At 42.8% G+C, this 21,672-nt stretch carries 23 protein-coding genes; 13 read left to right on the top strand and 10 right to left on the bottom strand.

Features of this window, described 5'->3' with window-relative positions; genetic code table 11:
* Positions 1-4: 4 nt before the first annotated feature.
* Together F893_RS09475 and rpiA are read right to left on the bottom strand one after the other, a co-directional pair.
* The gene (locus F893_RS09475) at positions 5-685 is read right to left on the bottom strand and encodes a M48 family metallopeptidase (protein ID WP_004646782.1); all 681 of its coding nucleotides are present in this window, start codon (positions 683-685) and stop codon (positions 5-7) included.
* 138 nt (positions 686-823) lie between these two features.
* A complete protein-coding gene (gene rpiA / locus F893_RS09470; protein ID WP_004279784.1) occupies positions 824-1,495 on the bottom strand; it encodes a ribose-5-phosphate isomerase RpiA in 672 nt (223 codons plus the stop codon).
* A 104-nt stretch (positions 1,496-1,599) separates the two neighbouring features.
* On the opposite strand from rpiA, the gene ilvA reads away from it, so the two are divergent.
* The 3 genes from ilvA to F893_RS09455 all read left to right on the top strand — a co-directional run bounded on the left by ilvA (position 1,600) and on the right by F893_RS09455 (position 5,297).
* Positions 1,600-3,138 (top strand): threonine ammonia-lyase, biosynthetic, encoded by a 1,539-nt coding sequence (gene ilvA / locus F893_RS09465; RefSeq protein ID WP_004646781.1) that lies wholly within the window; start codon positions 1,600-1,602, stop codon positions 3,136-3,138.
* Positions 3,139-3,303: 165 nt separating this feature from the next.
* Entirely contained in the window at positions 3,304-3,960 is a 657-nt protein-coding gene (locus F893_RS09460; RefSeq protein WP_004646780.1) for a potassium channel family protein, read from the top strand.
* Positions 3,957-5,297: a TrkH family potassium uptake protein gene (locus F893_RS09455; RefSeq protein ID WP_004646778.1), complete on the top strand. Its 1,341-nt coding sequence runs from the start codon at positions 3,957-3,959 to the stop codon at positions 5,295-5,297. Before F893_RS09460 ends, F893_RS09455 begins: the two co-directional genes overlap by 4 nt.
* A 70-nt stretch (positions 5,298-5,367) precedes the next feature.
* Here the strand turns inward: F893_RS09455 and F893_RS09450 are convergent, their stop codons facing one another.
* From F893_RS09450 to F893_RS09440, 3 genes are all read right to left on the bottom strand, one after another.
* Positions 5,368-6,507, bottom strand: a complete 1,140-nt coding sequence (locus F893_RS09450) for a phospholipase A (protein WP_004646777.1) — start codon at positions 6,505-6,507, stop codon at positions 5,368-5,370.
* Positions 6,508-6,528: 21 nt separating this feature from the next.
* Entirely contained in the window at positions 6,529-9,468 is a 2,940-nt protein-coding gene (locus tag F893_RS09445) for an insulinase family protein (RefSeq protein WP_004646776.1), read from the bottom strand.
* A 165-nt stretch (positions 9,469-9,633) separates the two neighbouring features.
* Positions 9,634-10,086: a GNAT family N-acetyltransferase gene (locus tag F893_RS09440; RefSeq protein ID WP_004646775.1), complete on the bottom strand. Its 453-nt coding sequence runs from the start codon at positions 10,084-10,086 to the stop codon at positions 9,634-9,636.
* 276 nt (positions 10,087-10,362) lie between these two features.
* Between F893_RS09440 and F893_RS09435 the strand changes: the two genes are divergently transcribed.
* From F893_RS09435 to F893_RS09425, 3 genes are read left to right on the top strand one after another with little or no spacing between them, the layout of a single operon-like run.
* Positions 10,363-11,367 carry an adenosine kinase gene (locus tag F893_RS09435; RefSeq protein ID WP_004646774.1) on the top strand — a complete coding sequence of 335 codons (1,005 nt, stop codon included), beginning with the start codon at positions 10,363-10,365 and terminating at the stop codon, positions 11,365-11,367.
* Positions 11,368-11,381: 14 nt separating this feature from the next.
* Entirely contained in the window at positions 11,382-11,690 is a 309-nt protein-coding gene (locus F893_RS09430; RefSeq protein ID WP_004279797.1) for a Rieske (2Fe-2S) protein, read from the top strand.
* Between the two features lie 19 nt (positions 11,691-11,709).
* Complete coding sequence (locus F893_RS09425; protein WP_004279798.1) at positions 11,710-12,324, top strand: OB-fold-containig protein; 615 nt, start codon at positions 11,710-11,712, stop codon at positions 12,322-12,324.
* Between the two features lie 65 nt (positions 12,325-12,389).
* On the opposite strand, the gene F893_RS09420 is transcribed toward F893_RS09425, so the two are convergent.
* On the bottom strand, positions 12,390-13,061 hold the full coding sequence (locus F893_RS09420) for a YidB family protein (protein WP_004646772.1): 672 nt from the start codon (positions 13,059-13,061) through the stop codon (positions 12,390-12,392).
* Positions 13,062-13,166: 105 nt separating this feature from the next.
* Positions 13,167-13,637 carry a DUF6231 family protein gene (locus F893_RS09415; RefSeq protein ID WP_004279801.1) on the bottom strand — a complete coding sequence of 157 codons (471 nt, stop codon included), beginning with the start codon at positions 13,635-13,637 and terminating at the stop codon, positions 13,167-13,169.
* A gap of 34 nt (positions 13,638-13,671) precedes the next feature.
* On the opposite strand from F893_RS09415, the gene F893_RS09410 reads away from it, so the two are divergent.
* Positions 13,672-14,541 (top strand): DUF2797 domain-containing protein, encoded by an 870-nt coding sequence (locus F893_RS09410; protein ID WP_004646770.1) that lies wholly within the window; start codon positions 13,672-13,674, stop codon positions 14,539-14,541.
* A gap of 61 nt (positions 14,542-14,602) precedes the next feature.
* On the opposite strand, the gene F893_RS09405 is transcribed toward F893_RS09410, so the two are convergent.
* The 3 genes from F893_RS09405 to F893_RS09395 all read right to left on the bottom strand — a co-directional run bounded on the left by F893_RS09405 (position 14,603) and on the right by F893_RS09395 (position 17,507).
* Complete coding sequence (locus F893_RS09405; protein ID WP_005251642.1) at positions 14,603-16,468, bottom strand: SurA N-terminal domain-containing protein; 1,866 nt, start codon at positions 16,466-16,468, stop codon at positions 14,603-14,605.
* A 130-nt stretch (positions 16,469-16,598) separates the two neighbouring features.
* Entirely contained in the window at positions 16,599-16,871 is a 273-nt protein-coding gene (locus tag F893_RS09400; RefSeq protein ID WP_004279807.1) for an HU family DNA-binding protein, read from the bottom strand.
* Between the two features lie 162 nt (positions 16,872-17,033).
* A complete protein-coding gene (locus tag F893_RS09395) occupies positions 17,034-17,507 on the bottom strand; it encodes a phasin family protein (RefSeq protein ID WP_004646766.1) in 474 nt (157 codons plus the stop codon).
* 203 nt (positions 17,508-17,710) lie between these two features.
* On the opposite strand from F893_RS09395, the gene F893_RS09390 reads away from it, so the two are divergent.
* From F893_RS09390 to hscB, 6 genes are all read left to right on the top strand, one after another.
* On the top strand, positions 17,711-18,361 hold the full coding sequence (locus tag F893_RS09390) for a hypothetical protein (RefSeq protein WP_004646765.1): 651 nt from the start codon (positions 17,711-17,713) through the stop codon (positions 18,359-18,361).
* 112 nt (positions 18,362-18,473) lie between these two features.
* Positions 18,474-18,947: an Rrf2 family transcriptional regulator gene (locus F893_RS09385; protein WP_004279811.1), complete on the top strand. Its 474-nt coding sequence runs from the start codon at positions 18,474-18,476 to the stop codon at positions 18,945-18,947.
* Position 18,948: 1 nt separating this feature from the next.
* Positions 18,949-20,166, top strand: coding sequence for an IscS subfamily cysteine desulfurase (locus F893_RS09380; RefSeq protein WP_004279813.1), 1,218 nt, complete (start codon positions 18,949-18,951; stop codon positions 20,164-20,166).
* A 104-nt stretch (positions 20,167-20,270) separates the two neighbouring features.
* Complete coding sequence (gene iscU / locus F893_RS09375; RefSeq protein ID WP_004279815.1) at positions 20,271-20,657, top strand: Fe-S cluster assembly scaffold IscU; 387 nt, start codon at positions 20,271-20,273, stop codon at positions 20,655-20,657.
* Between the two features lie 34 nt (positions 20,658-20,691).
* On the top strand, positions 20,692-21,012 hold the full coding sequence (gene iscA, locus F893_RS09370; protein ID WP_004279817.1) for an iron-sulfur cluster assembly protein IscA: 321 nt from the start codon (positions 20,692-20,694) through the stop codon (positions 21,010-21,012).
* Positions 21,013-21,116: 104 nt separating this feature from the next.
* Positions 21,117-21,632, top strand: coding sequence for a Fe-S protein assembly co-chaperone HscB (hscB, locus tag F893_RS09365; RefSeq protein ID WP_004646764.1), 516 nt, complete (start codon positions 21,117-21,119; stop codon positions 21,630-21,632).
* Positions 21,633-21,672 lie beyond the last annotated feature (40 nt).

Below are 21,672 nucleotides of genomic sequence, written 5' to 3'. Positions count from 1 at the left end.
GGTTTTAGGCACCCCACCAATATGGCAACGGCGTATTTTTCAGCGTTATACGATGCTGCTGGAAATGCTGATCATGCTTAGCAACTTCTGCCCAAAAGCGTGGACTATGATCAAAATGCTTTGTGTGTACCAGTTCATGGACAGCGACATAATGCGTGACCTCTTCAGGAAATAATACTAGCGCACTATTCAGCATAATGTCATGTTTGGCCGAACAACTGCCCCACCGGGTTTTAGGTTGTCGAATACTGCAGTTTTTAAAAGGCAAATGACATTGCTGTGAGACAAGATTTAAATATGAAGGAAGCTGTTCTTTTGCGTAGGCAATCACGAAAGTTTTTAAATATTCTTCAGGATGTCGGTCACTGATGCAAAGCTGTAAATTTTTATGATCAAAAATGAAGTTGCTCTTCTGGCTTTGATAAGAAATTTGTACAGGTTCTTTTAGATTAAATAACCGCAGCTCAATCGGTAACGTCCGGTCAATATTTTCGATTTTTTCTTGCTGGGATTGCCAGGTTTTAATCAGCCAGCTTTCAGATTGTTCAATAAAATGCCGTATCTGTTTTTTGCTGCAAAAAACCGGGGCTGTGAGGCGAATCTGGGTCGCATCGACACGCAAACGTAACCGGGTTGAACGGACATTTCGGGTGATTTGGATTTCGGGTAGATCGGATAAGGTCATTATAGTTTTTTTAATCTCCCTAACCCCCTCTTTTTCAAAGAGGGGCTTTTAAAAGTCTCCCTTCTTGCACTTGTTTTAAAGCAGTGCTTCAAAACTTCGCTCAGGGAGATTTAGAGGGATTTTTTCTAGAAAGTTTAATTAAACCGCTGTACGCTCTTCAATTCCGTTATCAGTCGCGACAATGGCGATATCTGCTTTGTTGATCGCAAAGATACCGTTACATACCACGCCCGGAATATCGTTTAAGGTTTTTTCCAGTTCAAGTGCATTTAGAATATTCAGGTTGTACACATCTAAAATCACATTACCGTTGTCAGTGACCACACCTTCACGGTACGCAGGATCGCCACCTAAAGATACGATTTTACGCGCGACTGCAGAACGCGCCATTGGAATCACTTCTACAGGAAGCGGGAACTCACGCCCTAATTGTCCAACCCATTTAGAATCATCCACGATACACACAAATTTTTTCGCAATAGAGGCAACAATCTTTTCACGTGTCAGCGCTGCACCGCCACCTTTGATCATATGCATATGACGATCAATTTCATCTGCACCATCAACATAAGCATCCAGACCACTGACAGAGTTCATATCTACCACTTCAATGCCGAGTTTTTTCAAGCGTTGTGCAGTTGCTTCTGAACTGGCTACCGCAGCTTCCAATTGCAGCTCAGGCAATAAGTCAATTAAAAAGTTTACAGTACTGCCTGTACCTACGCCTAAAATGCCCCCTTTTGGCAAGTGTTTTAAAGCGGCTTTGGCTGCTGCTTGTTTTTTCTCATCTTGGGTTGCATATAGACTCATGGCTTCACTCAACTATTTTGGACTTTTGCAGCTTTTTTAAACCGCAAAGCCGTGTGGTTTGTTACAATAAGCCCCTATTTTAAACTGTTAGATGGAAAATTAACATGCTGTCTCGTTTGGTTCGACAAATTTTACAAGCAACGGTCTACGATGTTGCAATCGAAACTCCACTCGAAGCAGCGCCACGAATTAGCGAACGACTCAATAATAATATCCGCTTTAAACGTGAAGATTTACAACCGGTTTTTTCATTCAAGCTACGCGGTGCCTATAACCGTATTAGTCAATTACCGAAATCACAAATGGAACGTGGCGTTATTACTGCTTCAGCGGGTAACCATGCACAGGGCGTGGCACTCTCAGGGAAAAAGCTGGGTATTCGCGCGATTATTGTGATGCCTAAAACCACACCTGATATCAAGGTACAGGCGGTTAAGCGTCTTGGTGGCGAAGTGGTTTTGCATGGTGATTCATTTGATGTCGCCAACAAGTATGCGATTCAACGTGCCCAGGAAGATGGCATGACCTTCATTCCGCCTTATGATGATGAACTGGTGATTGCTGGCCAAGGTACGATTGCTAATGAAATCCTGCGTCAATGGCGCGATGTGGATTACGTGTTTGTCGCAGTTGGCGGTGGTGGCCTGATCGCAGGTGTTGCAGCGTATTTAGGTGATGTCGCACCCCACGTTAAAGTCATTCCAGTGGAATACGACGAATCTGCCTGTTTAAAAGCTGCTTTAGAAGCAAATGAACGTGTGATTCTCCCATCTGTGGGCTTGTTTGCTGATGGTACAGCGGTAGCCCAAATTGGTGAAAAACCATTTGATGTGATTCGTCTGCAAAAATCGGACAATTCTGGCCCAATCGTGGAACCGAATGTGGTGCTGGTGAATACGGATGAAGTCTGTGCAGCGATTAAAGACACTTATGACGAATGCCGTAGCATTGTAGAACCATCTGGTGCAATGGCTCTGGCAGGTATTAAAAAATACGTGGCTGAACATGGCATCGAAGGGAAGAACATGGTGTCGATTGTCTGCGGCGCCAACATGAACTTCGACCGTTTACGTTATATCGCTGAACGTACCGAACTGGGTGAACGCAAAGAAGCGATTTTTGCCGTGACCATTCCGGAACAGAAAGGTTCATTCCTGAGTTTCTGCCGTGCATTACAAGGCCGTAATATTACTGAATTTAACTACCGTGCCAGCGATGCTTCTGCTGCGCAAGTCTTTGTCGGCATCAGTCTGAAAAATGGCGAGAAAGAACGTCAGGAAATTTATGAAACCTTAAAGTTCCAGTATGACGTTGACGATCTGTCTGATGACGAAGTGGCCAAACTGCATATCCGTTACCTGATCGGTGGTCATGCCGATATTGAAAATGAGCGCCTGTTCCGCGTGGAATTCCCGGAGCGTCCTGGCGCTTTACTGATGTTCCTGGAACGTCTTGGCCCAACCCATAATATCACCCTGTTCCACTACCGGAACCACGGCGCTGCTGAAGGACGTGTTCTGGTGGGTCTTGAAGCAACCGATGCACAACAGAATCCGGATGGCTTGATCGAAACTCTCGAAACCATTACCTATCCATATCAGGAAATTACCAATAATCTGGGTTATCAACGTTTCTTGAAGTAATTCTTTCAAACATAAACCGCCTTTCGAGGCGGTTTTTTTATGTCCGGCTGAATGAAAATGTATGAAGTATTTATGTAAGGCCAGATAGCTGAAAACTATAAAAATCTTTAAGATACATACTTAGACATGAACTGATTTGAAATAAAAAGATTTAAGGAAATATGCATGGCATTATTTGCAGTCATTGGGCTGGGCAGCTTCGGTGCAACAGTGGCGACTCAACTGATCAGCCTGAAACATGATGTGATTGGAATCGATCTCGATAAAAAATATGTGGAAAATATTTCCGATCAGCTCACCCATGCGGTCATTGCCGATGCAACCGATGAGCATGTCCTGGATGAACTGGATATCCAGCGCTGTGAAGCGGTCGTAGTCGCAATTGGTGAAGATATTGAAGCCAGCATTCTGTGTGTACTGCATCTGAAAAATATGGGTGTAAAGAAAATTTGGGCCAAAGCCAAATCCAAAGCCCACCATATGATTTTGACCCATCTGAACGTCGAAAAAATTATTCACCCAGAAGAAGATATGGGCGTCCGTGTGGCACAATCACTCAGCTACCCGATGGTTAGCCGTTATATGTCACTTGAAGATGATCACTATATTGTCAAGATCGAGATTCATGCAGATCATCATGGTACACCGTTGAATCAGTTGATGAAGCATATACCTGAAATTACCACCTTATTACATAAACGCGGATCTACGCTGCAATACCACGTAGATGCCAATCAGATTCTTCAAGAAGGCGACATTTTACTGGTTGAAGGATTGCTGGAACCTTTGCGCCGTCTTGCTAAATATTTTAAACATTTATGAAAAGTTCTGATTTAAAGCAACACAGGACGATTAACCTCAGTCCTCCGAGCTTACTGGCTTTGGGTTTTCTCGGATTAATTCTGATCGGCTCACTGCTATTGATGCTGCCTATTGCACATCATGGAGAAATCAGCTGGCTGGAGGCGATTTTTACAGCAACTTCTGCTGTGACCATTACCGGGCTATCGGTGGTGAATGTCGGTGAAGCCTATACCGTATTTGGTCAAATCGTGATTATGTTTTTGTTGCAATGCGGCGGCTTGGGTTTTATGACCTTTGCCATTCTGGCAGTGATGAGTCTGGCACCGCAACTGGGGCTAAAACAACAAGTCATGGCACAGGAGTCCATTGGACAAACTAGTCTGAAAAAAGTCAGTTTTACCATTAAAGCCGTGTTTTTATATTCTCTATTCTTTGAAGCGATCGGCACGCTGATTCTGACCTTGTCCTGGCTTAAAGAATATCAATTCACTGATGCATTATTTTATGCAGCCTTTTATAGTGTCTCCGCTTTTAATAATGGTGGATTTTCACTATTTCCAAATAGCTTGATGAGTTTTTCAGGGCAATATCTGATTACCTTTACCATCAGTATGTTGTATATCATTGGCGGTATCGGTTTTCTGGTGCTGATGGACGTCAAAGAACATAAGCGCTGGCGTAAGTTGAGTACCAACAGCAAGCTAATCCTCTCAACGATTCTGGGTCTGAACCTAAGTGCTTTTATCGTACTTTGGCTACTAGAGGCTTCCAATCCACACACCTTGGGTCTCATGAGTTTGGGCGATCAGGCCGTGAATGCCTGGTTCCATGCCACCGTTCCCCGCTCTTCAGGTTTTAATAGCTTGCCAATGGAACAAATGAGCGATGCATCCAGTCTCGTTACCATGCTGCTCATGTTTATCGGGGGCGGCTCCTTAAGTACGGCGGGCGGCATTAAGGTTGGTACGTTTATTATTGTGGTCATCAGCGTAATCAGTTTTTTAAGACGCGAAGATGAGATCCGGCTGTTTAATCACTCTATTCCTGAAAAAACTACGTTTAAAGCATTGGCCGTCGTGTGTATTACTGCAGCATTGATCATGATGGGTTTTATGAGCTTATTAATCCTGGAACCTGAGCAGGATTTTCTGGATCTGTTGTTTGAAGCCGTGTCTGCGGCCTGTACCGTCGGTTTGTCCCGAGGGGTAACAGAGGAACTACAACCTGCCAGTTTGATTATTCTAATGCTGTTAATGTTCGCAGGGCGTCTAGGGCCACTGACGCTTGCTTATTTTATTGCGACTCCGAAAAAGAGTCGTCTCAAACATCCGCCTTCAGAAATCCAGATTGGCTAATCTATCTATAAAAAAACCATGCAGCGGCATGGTTTTTTATTTTCATTCCAAGATGTTTAAAGTTGGAATCCTAGAACCAGTTCATCAAGGAAACACCTAAACCGACATACGTGGCACGATGGTTATAATCAATCAGGCTTTCTCCGTAACCATCAAAAAGCTGGAATTGGCCACGCAAACGCCCACTGATCGGGAATGACCAGTCGAACTGTACCGCTCCACGGTTTTCATCTCCACCTTTTAAGGTATGTCGTAGCATCAATGAAAAATCATGCTCCTTATAACGATAAAATGCGGTCATGTCTCCACGGCCAATATAGTTCTTGATCTCTGGATTGTTATCGTCTTCTCGCTTCTCTTCAAAGCGATACCAAGGACGAACCATCAAGGCAAAATTGTCTTTTTCAAAACCAAGATTCAGCATCACCCGATTCCAGCTACGTGATAACGGATCAGAACGACCATTGGACTGATGATTGATGGTCAATCCCAACATACGCCAATTCAGACCCAAAAGATCATAATTGGTACGGAAAATCAAACTGGCTTCGGGTTCATAGTTGGTCTCACGAAACGGACGTGATTCTTCCGAGTTATACACCTGCCAACGCGAAGACTGAGTATAACCAAGCCAGAGATCGCCATTATCTCCCAAGATATTTTCAACCGCCTTGGTCTTTAAAGACAGTTGAAACTTAGCTTCAGTTGAGGTGAGATTCTGTTTCTCTGTCTCTATATTGTTGGGATTTTCACTCTCGGGTAATTCATTCTTGTTTGATGTCCAGAAACCTGGCATCAAATACACCGGCTGATAAGAACGAATGTTCCAGGTGCCTAATTTACTTTCCGGAGAGAGTTCCCAGCGGCTATCCAGCAAAGACAGATTCGGCGTCAGCTTTGATCCTTCAGAAGCGTAAATATTGGAAACAGTCTGACCAATTTTCGCTTTTAAATTGTCGGGTTCAGGCGCAATTTCTGCTGCTGCACGACGTTCAGAAACGATTGCAGGCTTATCAGTAACCGGAATTTTAAATAAAGTATCATAACAGGCCAGACGCTCTGCACTAATTTCCAGTGCAGCACAGGCTTCAGCCGTTGCCGGCGTGGGACTGTTGACTACTGTTTCTTCCGCATTCACTTGCGTCCCAACTGCACAGCCCAGCAACACGCTCAGCTGTAGAGTTGAGCGCTTAAACGAATTAAGCGCCATCCCTTATCCTCTTTTTTTTATTTATAGAACTTGTTGAATTACAAAACCAAGCTGCTCCAGCATTTCACGTTTTGCCACTGGTGCCACAACGGCTTTCGTCGCCTGCTGCTCGACCAGATAGGTCTGTGCAACACGCTGCAAATCATCCAGTGTGACATTCAATAAACGTTCACGTAATTTTTTACGGAACGCTGGCGTACGTTGATGCAAGTAGGAATAACATGCAGTAATGGCTTCGCCTGCCGGTGAGCCTGGTTTATCCATACTGGCAATCAGCCCCAGAATGGCTTCTTCCAGTTGATGCGGCTGTTGTGGTGCATTGAGTAACCACTGAATACTCGCATCAAAATCCTGGAAGGTTTCTGCCAGACGTGGGTCACGGTAGCTGTAGAAACGGAACGAACAGGCATTGCCGTCATAGCTCGCACCACCACCATAGGCACCGCCTTTTTCACGAATGGCGCTGTGCAGGAAGCCATTACGCAAATAACCCGCTAGTACCATCAAGGCAGCAGCATCAGGGTGTGAGACTTCAACTGCCGGATAAGCAGCCGCACAGAATTGGACATTGGCTTGAATCAACCAGGCTTCGTGCTGATCATGGGTTACTTTTTCGACTTGAGTCAATGCAACCGGTGCTGGATCAACAGCAAGTTTGTCCCAGACATTCTGAATTTCTTCGATCAGATGCTCAGACTGCGGCTCTTCACAGACTAACAGGAATTGCTTTGGTGCTTGCAACAAGACCCGATGAATCCGTTTTAATTCATCAATCAGCAGATCATATTCAGCCGGATCTTTTTCGATCTTAGACACCAGCTCGATCAGCCAGTTCAATGCACCCAAACCGGTATTGTGATAATCACGCAAAGCCAATGCACTATGCTGACGTGAAGCCGTTTGCATTGCATAGCTATGTCCAGAACCAGAAATACGTGACTGCCAGCGCGTTTTACGCTGTTGTAACAGTTCAACAATACGGTCTTTCTCATCAAAACGAAGCTGTTCAAAACCGATCTTTAACAGACGAATTGCATCCAGATGATTCACCAAAGATTTGGTGGTCAACGTCAACCAGGCAGTAATTTTGTTTTTGTCATCGACTTTAGAACGCAAAGATGCGCCCATGCCCAGACCGCCACTTACCGCTGTTTGCAGTTGCTGGAACTCAAGATAATCATACTCACCCGCACCAACTTCACCCATCAGGATCGACAGCAGGTTAAAGTAAGGCGACTGCACCACTTCATCCGGAATATTGACCAGAACCTGTTGATAATAAATCCCATTGGTGCCGGCATGATACAGGTTCAACGGCGTATCAACACGGTTACAGATAATCTCACGCAACTGGCCTTGAACAATTTGCAATTCCGCAGGGACATCTTCCAGACCGACTTTCGGCAATAAGTTCAAGTCATCCGGCGTGTCCTGACGAACATTCAATGCTTCAGTCTGGGCAATAATTTCAGCTTTTTGTTCTTCAGTCAGATTCTTTCCAATTTCGGCTAGACGCGCTTTTTCATCAGCCGCTTCTTTGGCAGATTTGGTCGCATCGGGAACCAGTGTCAGTTGGACACGATGTGGGTTATCCAGCAGATGCTCTTTGATCAGATTGGAAAGCCACATCGGATCTTGCAGCTCTTCCTTAACTGCGGCAATCGCAGAATCCACATCCCAAACTTCAACCGGATCACGGTGATGAATCGCGCTGCCCAGACCGCTCAGAATCAGGCTCAAACCATACGGCGTACCATCACCATTGATTTCACGCTGATGCAATTCAATTTGATGCAGGATCGCATCGACCATGTTCTGATCAACCGGTTTAGAGGCAACATCTTCTAGAACCTTAAACACACCATTTTTAAATTCTTCTGCATGTTCAGGATTTGAACCCTGCACCGCACAGTAGAAAGTCATTTCAAAATTAGAATCATCCACGCCCATGAATGGACCTGTTGCATCTGCATAACCACACGTTTCCAGATAATGACGCAGTGGTGATGCTGAATCTTCAAGCAGAATCCCTTCAACTAAACGCATGCCCAAACGCAGTTTAATGTCACTAGCTTCCGGCAATAACCATGACAGCACATGATAGGTCTTGTCCTGTAGATCTTCGGCATCGACCGCATAGCTGTCGGTAACCGTCAATGGTGCAGTCAAACGGGTTTCAGGTGTTGGATACAGCGTCTGACCTTTTTCAAATTTGGATAATGCCAGATGTTCAAACTGCTCTTGCAATTCAAATGCTGTTTTATTGCCAAAGGTCATGAAGACTGCATTACTTGGATGGTAATGTGACTTATAGAAATCTACTAACTCTTGGTAAGTCAGGTCAGGAATATCTTTAGGATCACCACCAGAATTATAATGATAGGTGGTATGCGGATATAAATGATGCGCCAGCGTGTGATACAGCTGGTCTGAAGGCGAACTCATCGCACCTTTCATTTCATTAAAAACTACGCCTTTATAGACAGGCTCGCCATTTTCCAGCTCAATGCGAATGCCTTCCTGGGCAAAATCCAATGGATTCAGGTTCGCAGCAAATGCTGCATCCATATACACTTCGAGCAGGTTCTGGAAATCTTTACTATTTTGGGTCGCAAATGGATACGCAGTCCAGTCAGCCGCAGTAAAGGCATTCATGAAAGTATTCAATGAACGGCGAATCATCAGGAAGAATGGATCACGCACCGGGAATTTTTCTGAACCACACAGCGCAGTATGTTCCAGAATATGGGCTTCGCCTTTAGAATCCATCGGCTGGGTACGAAACGCCACCAGAAAGACATTTTCGTCGTGATTGGTCGCCAGATGATAATGCGTGGCGCCAGTCACTTTATGTTTATATTCAGACACGAAAATGTCTAAAGCTTCAACATGTTGTTGACGTACCAACTGAAACGCAGGATGTACAGTTTGAGAAATGGTTTCAGTGACATCTACAGTCATGCGATCTCCTAATGCTTTAATTAAAATAACTAAGCGCATTATAGCTTTAGTTGTTTGAATTATTCACGTTGAAAACCGAGGATTTTGATCGAATTAAGTAAACTTGATCATTTGAAAATTAAATCATCAAATTTACTTCCTGCATCTAGATGAGTATTTACAAGCTTAAGAAATCAGATATTTAAAATAGTTATAGCTTGGATTATTTTCTACAAATACATAATTCTGCTTTTGATAAAAACTGGCGGCCAGTCGGGTATCTGTTTGTAAGCATAAAGCCGAATAATGCGGACGTGCCAATTGCTCTAGGTAAGCCAAAAGCTGTTTGCCTACGCCATGCTGACGATATTTCGGATGCACATAAAAACGGCGTACACGACCAATGCGGTCTTCAATGCCGTTATCTCCCCATTGCTGGTTTAAGCCACCACAGCCAACCAGTTTCTTGCCATCATGCGCCACCACCAAATATTCATTGGCGTGGCTAAAGCAGTTTTTCCCGGTGCGATATTCTTCTATTAACTTATCTACCAAATTATAGCCTTCTTTACGTGCCAGAGTTGCCAGTGTTTCGATCTGATCCGGGAGTTGTTCGGCTGTTACAATTTTAATATTCATATACGCACACTATTTGAAATTGTTGTGAAGAATCACTGTTGCCAAGCGACTTAAAGTATCATGCCAGGAGCGATATCTCTTTATAAATAAAATGTGATCCTTAAATCAATGCTGCAGCACACCAGTGCACAAAAATAAGTCAGTTTTTAGACCAAAGATAGCTGCTGAACAAAATACAGCATTTTTGAAAAATATTTGAAAATGATTCAGCAAACTACAGCAATCCCAAGCAATCGTGTAAACTTAGGACTTTCATTTTTAATGTGATATTTGAACATGGCAACTGTTGATCTTTTTGCGATTGGTAATGCGCTGATTGACCAAGAATTTAAAGTTTCTGATGACTTTTTAACTGCACATCACTTGCAAAAAGGCACCATGCAACTTGCAGATGGTGAGACTCAGGCCACTCTTTATCAAAATCTTCAAGCGACTCAAGTGTATAAGGGTCAGGCTTCAGGCGGTTCAGCAGCCAACACTACCGTGGCATTTTCTGCGCTCGGTGGTTCTGCATTTTATGGCTGTCGTGTCGGAAATGACGAACTGGGGCACATCTACCTGAAGGGTTTGAATGATGCAGGTATTAAGACCACCACCCAATCGATCAGTGAAGGCGTAACAGGGACATGTATGGTTCTGGTCAGCCCTGATTCTGAACGTACCATGCATACCTATCTGGGTATTACGGCCGAACTGACTGATCAACAAATTGATTTCAGCGCACTAAATAGCGCGAAATGGCTATATCTCGAAGGTTATTTATCAACTTCTGACACAGCACGTCATGCGGTACAACAAGCACGTGATATTGCCCGTGCCAATGGCGTTAAAATTGCCCTAACTTTATCTGATCCTGCCATGGTGCAATACGCGCGTGCCGGTTTGGATGAAATGATTGCAGATGGTGTAGACTTGCTGTTATGTAACCAGCAAGAAGCGCTGATGTATACAGAAACAGATAATCTTGAGGCAGCCCTGCTTAAATTAAAAACAATCAGTCAGCACGTTGTCATTACATTGTCAGCTGAAGGCGCACTGATTTCGGATTATCAAAATACATTTACTGTTCCTGGCCGTAAAGTGCCTGCAGTAGATGCCAACGGTGCCGGTGATGCTTTTGCCGGGGCTTTCCTGTACGGATTGAATGCTAATTTGGGTCTTCAAGCTGCGGCTGAACTGGCGATTCTCATTTCGAGCCAGGTGGTTTCACAATTTGGTCCACGCCTGGCAGTTGAAGACTATGCGGCATTATTACAAGACTTTCAAAAGGAATGTGCTTAATGTTTAAAATTTGCATGACCGAAGACGTTCCAGAACGCGAAGCACGCTCTTTTGAGCTTCCCGATGGAGATAATATCTTTATCACACAGCGTGACGGTGCCTTCTATGCCTATCAAAACCTGTGTCCGCATTTGCAGGTCGAACTGGAATTTCTGGAAAACCAGTTTCTGGATCGCGATCAGGAATTTATTGAATGCTCCACGCATGGCGCCTTGTTTCTGGTAGAAAGCGGTGAATGCATTTCTGGGCCTTGCCAAGGTCAAGCACTTGAAAAAGTAGAGATTACCGTGCATTCTGATGGTGGAATTTACCTCTCAGAATAAGACTAAAACGGACTTCACCATGCCTGCATTTTTTCTAGACTATAACCTGATGCCTTTTCATCTGAGTTTATTGGCGATTATTCTGTTCGGTGTGGTGAAAACCATTGGTTTCTATTTTGGACTCAGACCCAGCAAGTTTCTGCAAAAAATTTCACCTTATGACTTTCAGCAGATGGATCTACTAAACGTCAAATTCTCCAAAACCTTGATTGTGTTTTTCTTCCTGATGAATTTTAGTTTTGCCGGCTATGTTTTACAGTTCCTGATCTATTCTCAGGAATTTAAATTTCTGCCTGCTTATTACCTGATTATTCCGGCTTTAATCATTGCGACTTTTTTTACTATTTTTATGATTCACTGTCTGGATCAGGTCATTCCACCTAAATATAAAAAGAACAATGTCAATTTACTTGGCCGTTTGGCGACAATTTCCAGTGGCAATGCCCGACCCGGTTTTTCTGCTCAAGCGCGGGTGCGAGATGAGTATGGGCAACTGCATTATGTACAGGTAGAACCTGAGTTTGGTGAACTCGGTTTTCAGTCGCAGATTATCCTGATTCGCATGAGAAAATCTCATTATGTTGCCAAGAAAATTTGTAAATCTAATCAGCTGTTCAGCATGAATCTAGATTAAATTCTAAATCATTTGATAGTTATTAAAAAATCCCGACAGATATCGGGATTTTTTAATGTCTATATTTATTTTTTAAGAAGTCCTGAAACCATATTCAATACATTTTGAATATCATTATTGGCTTCCTGCTTGCTGGTTTGCTCACCTTGTGGAGTAAGCGAATCAATAATCTGCGGCAAGACCTGTGAAATCGCACTATACACATCCTGCTTCGGTGCATGGGTTTGTTGTGCAACTGCTTCAACTTCCTGATCATCAAACAGGTTTTGCACCTGCTGCGGATCGACATTGGCATTTTCACCGGGGCCGGTCGACACCCAATCATCGACCTGGCTATTGAGCCCCTGTCCTTTTAGCTTGTCTAATGCACCCTGTAAACCGCCCTGTTTTTGAATCCAGGCCAGCACTAAAGGCAGTACTGCAATCAATAAGGTTTTACCAGTAGAACCACCCAATCCTGAACGAGGCTGAGCAGTACCTTGAGTACCACTACCACCGAACTGACTTATTACTGAACCTAAAATTGCCCCCAGACCATTTTGTCGAGTCTGCTGGCCGGTTTGATTTTGCTGGTTTTGAGTATTTTGATTTTGCTGAGAATTTGACTGGTTTAAATGCCCTAGCACAGACCCCAGGATATCTGCCAAGCCACCTTGTTGTGAGGACTTTTGCTGCGACTGCCCACCACCCAATGCCTGCTTTGCTAATATTTCCACAATACTACTCAGGTTTGTCATGTCCTATATCCTATGTGCATCTTAATTACAGAATACGGCCTGCCCTCATATTGTCTAGGCAAGATTGTGTTAATATTTGCAATCTTGGTTAAGCAGGTTTTCGGTTTACCAGCGAAATTTATCCCAGTTTTCCGGATTAGCCCAAAATTTGGAGTTAAACCAGTCTGGCACGTGCTTATAGGTTAAAATATTAAACTGCCACAGCGCAAAATCGGCCTCATGTGTGGTCTTGTCAATCAGCTGGGTAAATCCTAAAGCTCTCAATAACTTTTCATTTTGCAGCCGGCTGATCACCACTAGCCGTTTGGCAAACAAATCACGTAATTTCACCAGAATTTGACTCATGATCTGTTCAGACAAATGTTCTGTTTCTGCAGTATCCAGCATCACCACAGCCAAGTCATAACGTTGCTGAAAAGGCAGATTTAAAAAGTCAGATACGCTAAAATAGGACCATTGAATAGCTGGCTGAAACTGGACTTGGCTCAAGTCCTGCCCAATACAAATAGCAGTATGAATTGGCTGTTCCTGTGCGAAATCGTCTAGCATTGAAGTAATGACATTCTGCTCAGCCATAACTGCATCCTTATGATTTAAGTGAGTAATTTTTATGGAACTTCAGGGCATTTGTCATAAAATGCACGTCGGCCTCAAGGACCTTAGTGTAACTGATCAACAGATACAGCGGGCAAATGTTGAATATAAATTAATTTTAGATCGTGCAGAAATTGATCTTCCGTTTAATTTAGGCCAAGAAATCGAGATTGAATGGACCGGTAATATTTACTGCGTGTCTTGTGGCAACAAAACTTCCAAATCATTTTCGCAAGGTCACTGTTTTAAATGTTTTAAAACCAATGCTTCATGTGATATGTGCATCATGAAGCCAGAGACGTGCCATTATCATTTGGGCACTTGCCGCGAAGATGAATTTGCACAGAATGTCTGCTTCCAACCACATATTGTCTATCTGGCCAATTCCAGTGCATTAAAGGTCGGCATTACCCGTACCAGCCAAATGCCGACTCGCTGGCTTGATCAGGGTGCCTCCCAAGCCCTGCCGATTATGAAAGTGGGCTCACGTCGTCTTTCCGGAAAGCTTGAGGTCATGTTTGGTACGCAGGTTGCTGATAAAACTGACTGGCGCAAGCTACTGAAAGGTGAAGCAGAACCATTGAACCTGATTGAAGTGCGTGAACAACTGCTGGAAGAATTTGCGCCTAAAATTCAAAGCATTCGCGAAGAATTTAATCAGAATCTAGAATTTAATGAAAATATTGAAGTATTGGAAGATGAATTCGCACGAGAGTTTATTTATCCGGTAGAACAATATCCGGAAAAGATTAAATCGCATAATCTGGATAAAACTCCTGTGATTCGTGGCAAATTACAAGGCATCAAGGGCCAGTATTTAATTCTGGATACTGGCGTGATTAATATGCGCAAATATACCGGTTATCAACTGATTATTCGTGCTTAAACCATTATTTGCCTAGAAAACAAAAAACCAGCCCGCAGGCTGGTTTTTTTATACAACAATTTTATTTGATTTTTGCCTGAGATTTCAGGTAACGCGTATAGTCATCAAATTCCTGCTGACCACGAAGTTGCTGATATAACTTCACCAACTCACTACGCTGTTCTGCACTTAATACATCCACCGGATTTTTCTTCACTTCTGATACCGCAACCACAACCAGTTCATTCGGCATTTTCGCTGTGGTCACTGACCAATGGCCTGCTTTTGGTGTCGGCAGACTAAAGGCCGCACGCTGTACATCACGTTTTAGTAAACCTTCAGCACGTGTGTAAACGCCAGCATCTTCAAAGATCAAATCACCTTTCGCCACTGCTGCAGCCGGTTTGGTTTTGAACTCATCCAAAGCTTTCTGAATTTTTGCTTTTGCCAAAGCAGCTGCCTTGTCTTCAATCAACTGAGCCTTAACACGGGGTTTTGCTTCTGCCAATGTTTGTTCGCCGGCTGCATGATAATTACGCACCTTTATCCAGGCTACATCACCATTGGCTAACTGAATGCTTGATGAAGCATTACGATCACCATTTTTAACATCGTCATTAAACAATTTGACTTTGAGGTTAGCATCGCTCAGCACAGGATCACGGGTCGAAAGTGTTACACCTTGGGCTTTCTGGACTTGTACACCTTTAACTTCCTGTGTAACGACATCCAGAGAATCACTTCCTACCACCATATCATTTAGCGTATTGACCGTATCAGAGAATGCATTGGATTTTTTAGCAGCCAAGGCTTCTTCAGACAAACGTGCTTTTTGTGATTCAAAAGAAGGAACTGCAACATCTGGCGTTTGCACAGAAATGATGTGGTAACCATAATCTGTTTTCACTGGTGCAGACACCTGACCCGATTTTAAAGAACTAACCGTCTGATCAAATGCAGTACCAAATACACCTTCTTCATAAACGGCAAGCGCGCCACCTTTAGACTTAGATTCAGGGTCTTCAGAATATTGTGCTGCTGCCTGAGCAAAAGTAGTACCGGCTTTAATTTTGGCTGCAATATCGGTCGCCAGTTTTTTTGCTTCAGCATCACTACGACTGTCCGCCGTAATTAAAATATGCTTCACATCTGGTTTAACTGTCTGTTTTTGTGTTGCAACAAAGGCGGTATAGGCTTCCTGAAGCTCAGCCTCTGTAACCGCTAAACTCTCCACCTGAATATCGCTTGGCTTTAACACCACATAGTCGACATCTACACTGGTCGGCTGTTTAAATAGCGTTTTGTGTTTTTCATAATAAGCAGCAATATCTGCATCCGTCACTTTGACATCTTTTTTATAGCTGTCCAGATTAATGCTGGAAATATGAATATGACGTTGTTCAGTTTGTAAATCGGCAATCTGCTGCATTTCGACTGGGCTTACCAGTGGATAATCCAGGAAAGTCGATGACAGCATCTTCAGCGCATGATCTTTACGTAAACTTTCAATCAAAGCGCGATTGGTCATGCCAATTGATTTTAGATAATTTTCATATAAAGCATTCGAGAACTTGCCATCTTGCTGGAAAGTAGGCTGCTGAGCAATCATCTGTTCAATTTGCTGGTCACTCAGACTGATCCCTAATTCTTCAGCCTGTTGCAGCAATAAAGTACGTGCAACCAGAGTATCCATGGCTTTCTGGTCAATTAAGCTTTGATTCAGTAAAGTTTCATCCCCATTGGCATAACTGAGATATTGTTCTTTAAATGATTTGGTCAGTGACTCTAATTCTTTTTGAGATATTTCAGTCCCGTTCACTGATTTTGCCGCATCAGAGTTTCCGCTGCTAAAATATCCTTCAATACCTACAAGTGCTAACGGGGTCAAAAACAGAACGAGCAAGACTTTGCCCAACCAACCCTTAATAACTTTACGAAAAGCTTCCATAAGTATTCCAATATTTTATTTGCAAAGGATTTTAACCGAAAATACCCATTGAATGAATGTGTTAATCATCACAATTAAATTTATCAATAAAAAACGCGCCAAAGAAGGCGCGTTTCGTCGCTGGGTAAGCTTAAGCTACAGCGTCTTTTAAGCCTTTACCTGCTTTGAAGCTAGGTACTTTGCTTGCTTTGATCTCAAGAGTAGCACCAGTTTGTGGGTTACGGCCAGTACGTGCAGCGCGTTCTTTCACACCGAAAGTACCAAAACCCACTAAAGTTACTGTATCACCCGATTTTAAAGCTTCAGTAACAGAAGCAATTGTAGCATCTAAAGCTTTACCTGCGTCAGCCTTAGATAATCCCCCTTTTTCTGCAATTGCATCAATTAATTCTGATTTATTCATGAAGATTACGTCCTCTTAATATCGTTTATTTAAGGTTCAAGAATTGGTTTAACATGCCATAACGCCTTTATAGCAATGCTTTAGGTATAAACGCAATACTTAAGAACCTCTTTTTTTTCAAAAAATATGCGAAAAAAACATTGAATAATAAATAAAGTCATTTTATTTAAGTTTTTTCGGCAATTCTTCTTTCATTTTTTCTTGTTCCGCAGTCAACTGATCAACCTTGGCATGCAACTGGAGAATTAAACGTTCCAAATACTGTACATCCTTCAGTGTGACTAATCCTATACGATTCAATGAGTGATGAACAGAGTTGTCGATTAATTTTTCCACTTTGTCTTTGGTGTCTGTGACCGACTCTTTGGCTTTTTCTGAAACCTTCTCTACAGTTTGATCGGCAATATCTGCAGTTTTAGATTCAAGTTCTTCCCCGACCTTGACCAGCGAGTCAAACAGTTTATTGCCTTCCTCTTCTGCACGTGAAAATGCCCCAAGTCCAGCCAACCAGATCTGTTTGGTGTATTTACGAAAATCAAGAACCGATTTGCGCTCCGAGGCAGATTTAGACTTGGGTTTCAGCATTTTCTCATTCGAAGCTTCAGCTGAGTCTTGTGCTGTTTTTGACTTGTCCATGTGCACGGCTCCTGTTTGTTTTCTGCGCAATTATTATAAATTATTCTACAAAACCACTGCATAATAGCAAATTTAGTACTTGATAGATTTGATAAACTGTTCTACAAAGCAATTTATTTCAAGTCTAATTTGATTTAACCCTGAAATCTCTTCACAAGCAGGAAGCTTTTTCACTTTATATTTCAGGTAAGGATTGGTTGTATATGAGCGAATCGCAACAAAGTCAAAATCAACCGCATTTGTTGCTTACGATGACGTTAATTGTTTTAGAGACAATATTTACTTTCATTCTCAAGCATGATCGTGTCGTTGCATTACAGGCCAAAAAGTTTGTAGATAAAAACATCTCGATTAAAATCAATAGCTATATTCCATATTTCGACTTTTATGTGCAATTCACCCCCAATGGACTATTATTTGACCACAAAGCACCGGGCCGCATTGTCGACCTGGATGTGCGCACTACACTTCCCGATCTGATTAAAATTTTCATTTTTGGCAATCGTCGTAGCATTCGCAGCATGCGCATTGATGGCAATCAGGTTTTAAAAGATGAGTTTCGTGATCTGTTAACCGTATTCAGCTTGCCAAAAGTACTAGCCGACTGGAAACACTGGCTGTCTGATGCGCCGACGGATGAAGCGGAAATTATTGCTTCTAAAAAGCGTATTGCACCGCTTTTAAAGAAAATTGAAGAACAGCGCTCCAAGATCAATACCCTGCAAGTGGAAGTCAAACAGTATAAAAACCGCCTGAAACGGATCGAACGCCGTCAAAAGCGTATTAATATCATTTTTGGCCTGAGCAGCGTACTTTTGATTATGTTATTAGTGTATAATTGGCTGAGCATGTAAATCTTTCATTCTCCAAAAATTAAATCCCACTAAGGTCTACTAAAAATAACTTGACTAATTTAGTCGGGATTCATAAAATCTACACATCTAGTCTAACCATGTGTATCGAATCATGCGCCTAACCACTCGCGGTCGCTACGCTGTGACTGCTCTACTTGATCTAGCTTTGCAGCCTTCTGAAAAAACGATAACGCTCGCTGAAATTGCAGCACGTCAAACTATTTCTGTTGCTTATCTTGAGCAGTTATTTGCGAAGCTCAAGCGTCATGGTTTAGTTTCTAGTGTTCGTGGCGCAAATGGTGGTTACCATTTAGCACGTAATGCAGATGAAATTACTGTGTTAGCAATTATTGAAGCTGTAAACGAAACAGTTGATGCGACTCGCTGTGACCATAAAGGCAATTGCCAGAATGGCGCGATGTGCTTGACTCATGATTTATGGCAGGAACTCTCCCATCACATCGCCGATTATTTAGAAAAAATCTCGCTTGCTGATCTGGTTGCACGTGACAACGTCCAGACTGTGTCATTACGCCAAAAATCAGCACCTTTAGATTCAGCCCTTTTATCGGTTACAGGTATTTGACATGAAACGTCCGATTTATCTTGATTATGCAGCTACAACTCCTGTAGATCCTCAGGTTGCTGAACGTATGATGGAATGCTTAACATTCGATGGTACCTTTGGTAATGCGGCATCTCGTTCACACGCGTATGGTTGGCAAGCAGAAGAAAAAGTTGAATATGCACGTGAACAAGTTGCGAATTTAATTAAAGCTGATCCACGTGAAATCGTATGGACTTCAGGTGCAACCGAGTCAGACAACCTTGCGCTTAAAGGTGTGGCTCATTTCTATGCATCTAAAGGTAAACATATCGTTACCTCTAAAATCGAACATAAGGCAGTTTTAGATACCTGTCGTGAGCTTGAGTCTGAAGGTTTTGAAATTACCTATATTGAGCCTCAACCTCAAACCGGTTTAATTACGCCTGAAATGGTACAGGCAGCGATCCGTCCAGACACAATTCTTGTTTCCCTGATGATGGTAAACAATGAAATCGGTACTGTGACTGATGTTGCAGCGATTGGTGAAATCACTCGCGCCAACAAGATTTTCTTCCATGTCGATGCAGCTCAGGCAGCGGGTAAAGTTGAAATTGATCTTTCAACTTTAAAAGTAGATTTGATGAGCTTCTCTGCGCATAAGATCTATGGCCCTAAAGGTATTGGCGCACTGTTTGTACGTCGTAGCCCGCGTGTACGCCTTAAAGCTGAAATGCATGGTGGCGGCCATGAACGTGGTATGCGTTCAGGTACCCTTGCGACTCACCAGATTGTAGGTATGGGTGAAGCGTTTGAACTTGCAGGCAAAAACTTGGAAGCTGAACAGACTCGTTTACGTGTACTTCGCGACAAGCTGTGGAATGGTTTACAAGGTCTTGAACAAGTGTTCCTGAACGGCCATCCAACACAAAACGTAGCGAACTACCTGAATATTAGCTTCAACTTCGTTGAAGGCGAATCATTGATGATGGCATTGAAAGATGCTGCGGTATCTTCAGGTTCGGCATGTACATCTGCAACACTTGAACCATCTTATGTACTTCGTGCATTGGGTCTTTCAGACGAACTTGCACACAGTTCGATCCGCTTCAGCTTCGGTAAATACACCACTGAAGAAGATATCGATCACGTATTGACTATCACTAAAGCTGCTGTTGAGAAGTTACGTGAACTTTCTCCGCTTTGGGATATGTATAAGGAAGGTATTGACCTTTCTAAAGTTGAGTGGGCTGAGCACTAATTTTCATTCTGAGATAGTGACAAATCCGTTGCTATCTCATTGAGAAAAGTTTTTTTACCCCCATATTTAATACTGAGGCTGACCCCGAGGTTTGGAGAAGCAACATGGCTTATAGCGAAAAAGTAATTGATCATTACGAAAACCCTCGTAATGTTGGCGTTTTAGATAAAAATGCTGAAAACGTTGGTACTGGTATGGTTGGTGCGCCAGCATGTGGTGACGTGATGCGTTTACAGATTCAGGTAAACGATGAAGGCGTGATTGAAGAAGCACGTTTCAAAACTTATGGTTGTGGTTCTGCCATTGCATCAAGTTCACTTGTGACCGAATGGCTCAAAGGTAAAACTTTGGATCAAGCTCAAGCGATCAAGAACATTGATATTGCAACTGAACTTGCACTTCCACCAGTAAAAGTACACTGCTCTGTTCTTGCTGAAGATGCAATCAAAGCAGCTGTAGAAGACTACCGTAGCAAGAAAGTTAAAGCTTAATTGTTCCACGTTTTGAAATTTTAACGGAGTTTTCATGATCCATTTAACTGAAAATGCTGCAACTCATATCAGCAATTATTTAAAAAATCGCGGTAAGGGTGAAGGCATTCGCGTTGGTGTGAAAACTTCAGGCTGTTCTGGTCTGGCCTATGTGCTCGAGTTCGTCGATGAAGTCGATACACATGACCAAGCCTTTGAGCAGTTTGGGGTTAAAGTATTCGTTGACCCGAAAAGCCTGGTTTATCTTGAAGGTATGGAGATGGACTATGTTAAAAACGGCTTGAACGAAGGCTTCGAATTTAACAACCCCAACAAAAAAGGCGAATGCGGTTGTGGTGAATCTTTCACTGTATAAACCCGGCAGTTATTCTCTTTTTGACATTAAAACAGTGTGTTTCACACTGTTTTAATTGCATTTATACAGTTACTTTTGCACATTAATCGCGGATCCCATCTCCCATGAATCATTTTGAGTTGTTCAACCTTCCTGTAGCACTCGATATTGATTTAGCGGCTTTAAAGACTGAATTTTTAAAGTTGCAGCAACAATATCACCCAGATAAAGCTGAAGACAAAGATCAGGCTCTGATTAAATCAAGTGATATCAATCAGGCATTTAAAACCTTGTCAGCGGTCGATAGCCGTGCAGCGTATTTACTGTCTCTCAAGAAACAGGATTATCACTTAGATCAGTCGATCAGTGATTTTGAATTCTTGCAGGACGCTCTGGAAATTCGTGAACAACTTGACGATGCAACTTCTGCTGAAGATTTAACTTCACTGAAAGTCGAAGTCCAGCAATGGATTGAGGGCTTGGTTCGCGAGTTCAAAATTGATTATGCGGATGAAGACTGGGCCGAAGCACGCGATACAGTGCGCAAACTACGCTTCTTCGTTAAAGTCATGGCCGATATCGACAAAGCGGAAGACCGCTTCCTGGACGATGACAGCTTTGATCTTGATGATGATTTCTAATTTTTAGTATTTAATATTTAACGTGCAAAGGATGTAACAC

It is taken from the genome of Acinetobacter sp. CIP 102136 (assembly GCF_000369685.1).
Lineage (GTDB): Bacteria > Pseudomonadota > Gammaproteobacteria > Pseudomonadales > Moraxellaceae > Acinetobacter > Acinetobacter fasciculus.
This window is presented reverse-complemented; position numbering and strand designations above follow the sequence as displayed.

Coding starts and splice junctions, on each gene's coding strand:
- F893_RS09460 (WP_004646780.1), top strand. CDS start 3,304: ATGGCATTATTTGCAGTCATTGGGCTGGGCAGCTTCGGTGCAACAGTG.
- rpiA (WP_004279784.1), bottom strand. CDS start 1,495: ATGAGTCTATATGCAACCCAAGATGAGAAAAAACAAGCAGCAGCCAAA.
- F893_RS09430 (WP_004279797.1), top strand. CDS start 11,382: ATGACCGAAGACGTTCCAGAACGCGAAGCACGCTCTTTTGAGCTTCCC.
- F893_RS09415 (WP_004279801.1), bottom strand. CDS start 13,637: ATGGCTGAGCAGAATGTCATTACTTCAATGCTAGACGATTTCGCACAG.
- F893_RS09450 (WP_004646777.1), bottom strand. CDS start 6,507: ATGGCGCTTAATTCGTTTAAGCGCTCAACTCTACAGCTGAGCGTGTTG.
- iscA (WP_004279817.1), top strand. CDS start 20,692: ATGATCCATTTAACTGAAAATGCTGCAACTCATATCAGCAATTATTTA.
- F893_RS09380 (WP_004279813.1), top strand. CDS start 18,949: ATGAAACGTCCGATTTATCTTGATTATGCAGCTACAACTCCTGTAGAT.
- F893_RS09440 (WP_004646775.1), bottom strand. CDS start 10,086: ATGAATATTAAAATTGTAACAGCCGAACAACTCCCGGATCAGATCGAA.
- F893_RS09455 (WP_004646778.1), top strand. CDS start 3,957: ATGAAAAGTTCTGATTTAAAGCAACACAGGACGATTAACCTCAGTCCT.
- F893_RS09475 (WP_004646782.1), bottom strand. CDS start 685: ATGACCTTATCCGATCTACCCGAAATCCAAATCACCCGAAATGTCCGT.
- F893_RS09400 (WP_004279807.1), bottom strand. CDS start 16,871: ATGAATAAATCAGAATTAATTGATGCAATTGCAGAAAAAGGGGGATTA.
- F893_RS09395 (WP_004646766.1), bottom strand. CDS start 17,507: ATGGACAAGTCAAAAACAGCACAAGACTCAGCTGAAGCTTCGAATGAG.
- F893_RS09445 (WP_004646776.1), bottom strand. CDS start 9,468: ATGACTGTAGATGTCACTGAAACCATTTCTCAAACTGTACATCCTGCG.
- ilvA (WP_004646781.1), top strand. CDS start 1,600: ATGCTGTCTCGTTTGGTTCGACAAATTTTACAAGCAACGGTCTACGAT.
- F893_RS09435 (WP_004646774.1), top strand. CDS start 10,363: ATGGCAACTGTTGATCTTTTTGCGATTGGTAATGCGCTGATTGACCAA.
- F893_RS09425 (WP_004279798.1), top strand. CDS start 11,710: ATGCCTGCATTTTTTCTAGACTATAACCTGATGCCTTTTCATCTGAGT.
- F893_RS09390 (WP_004646765.1), top strand. CDS start 17,711: ATGAGCGAATCGCAACAAAGTCAAAATCAACCGCATTTGTTGCTTACG.
- F893_RS09420 (WP_004646772.1), bottom strand. CDS start 13,061: ATGACAAACCTGAGTAGTATTGTGGAAATATTAGCAAAGCAGGCATTG.
- F893_RS09410 (WP_004646770.1), top strand. CDS start 13,672: ATGGAACTTCAGGGCATTTGTCATAAAATGCACGTCGGCCTCAAGGAC.
- iscU (WP_004279815.1), top strand. CDS start 20,271: ATGGCTTATAGCGAAAAAGTAATTGATCATTACGAAAACCCTCGTAAT.
- F893_RS09405 (WP_005251642.1), bottom strand. CDS start 16,468: ATGGAAGCTTTTCGTAAAGTTATTAAGGGTTGGTTGGGCAAAGTCTTG.
- hscB (WP_004646764.1), top strand. CDS start 21,117: ATGAATCATTTTGAGTTGTTCAACCTTCCTGTAGCACTCGATATTGAT.
- F893_RS09385 (WP_004279811.1), top strand. CDS start 18,474: ATGCGCCTAACCACTCGCGGTCGCTACGCTGTGACTGCTCTACTTGAT.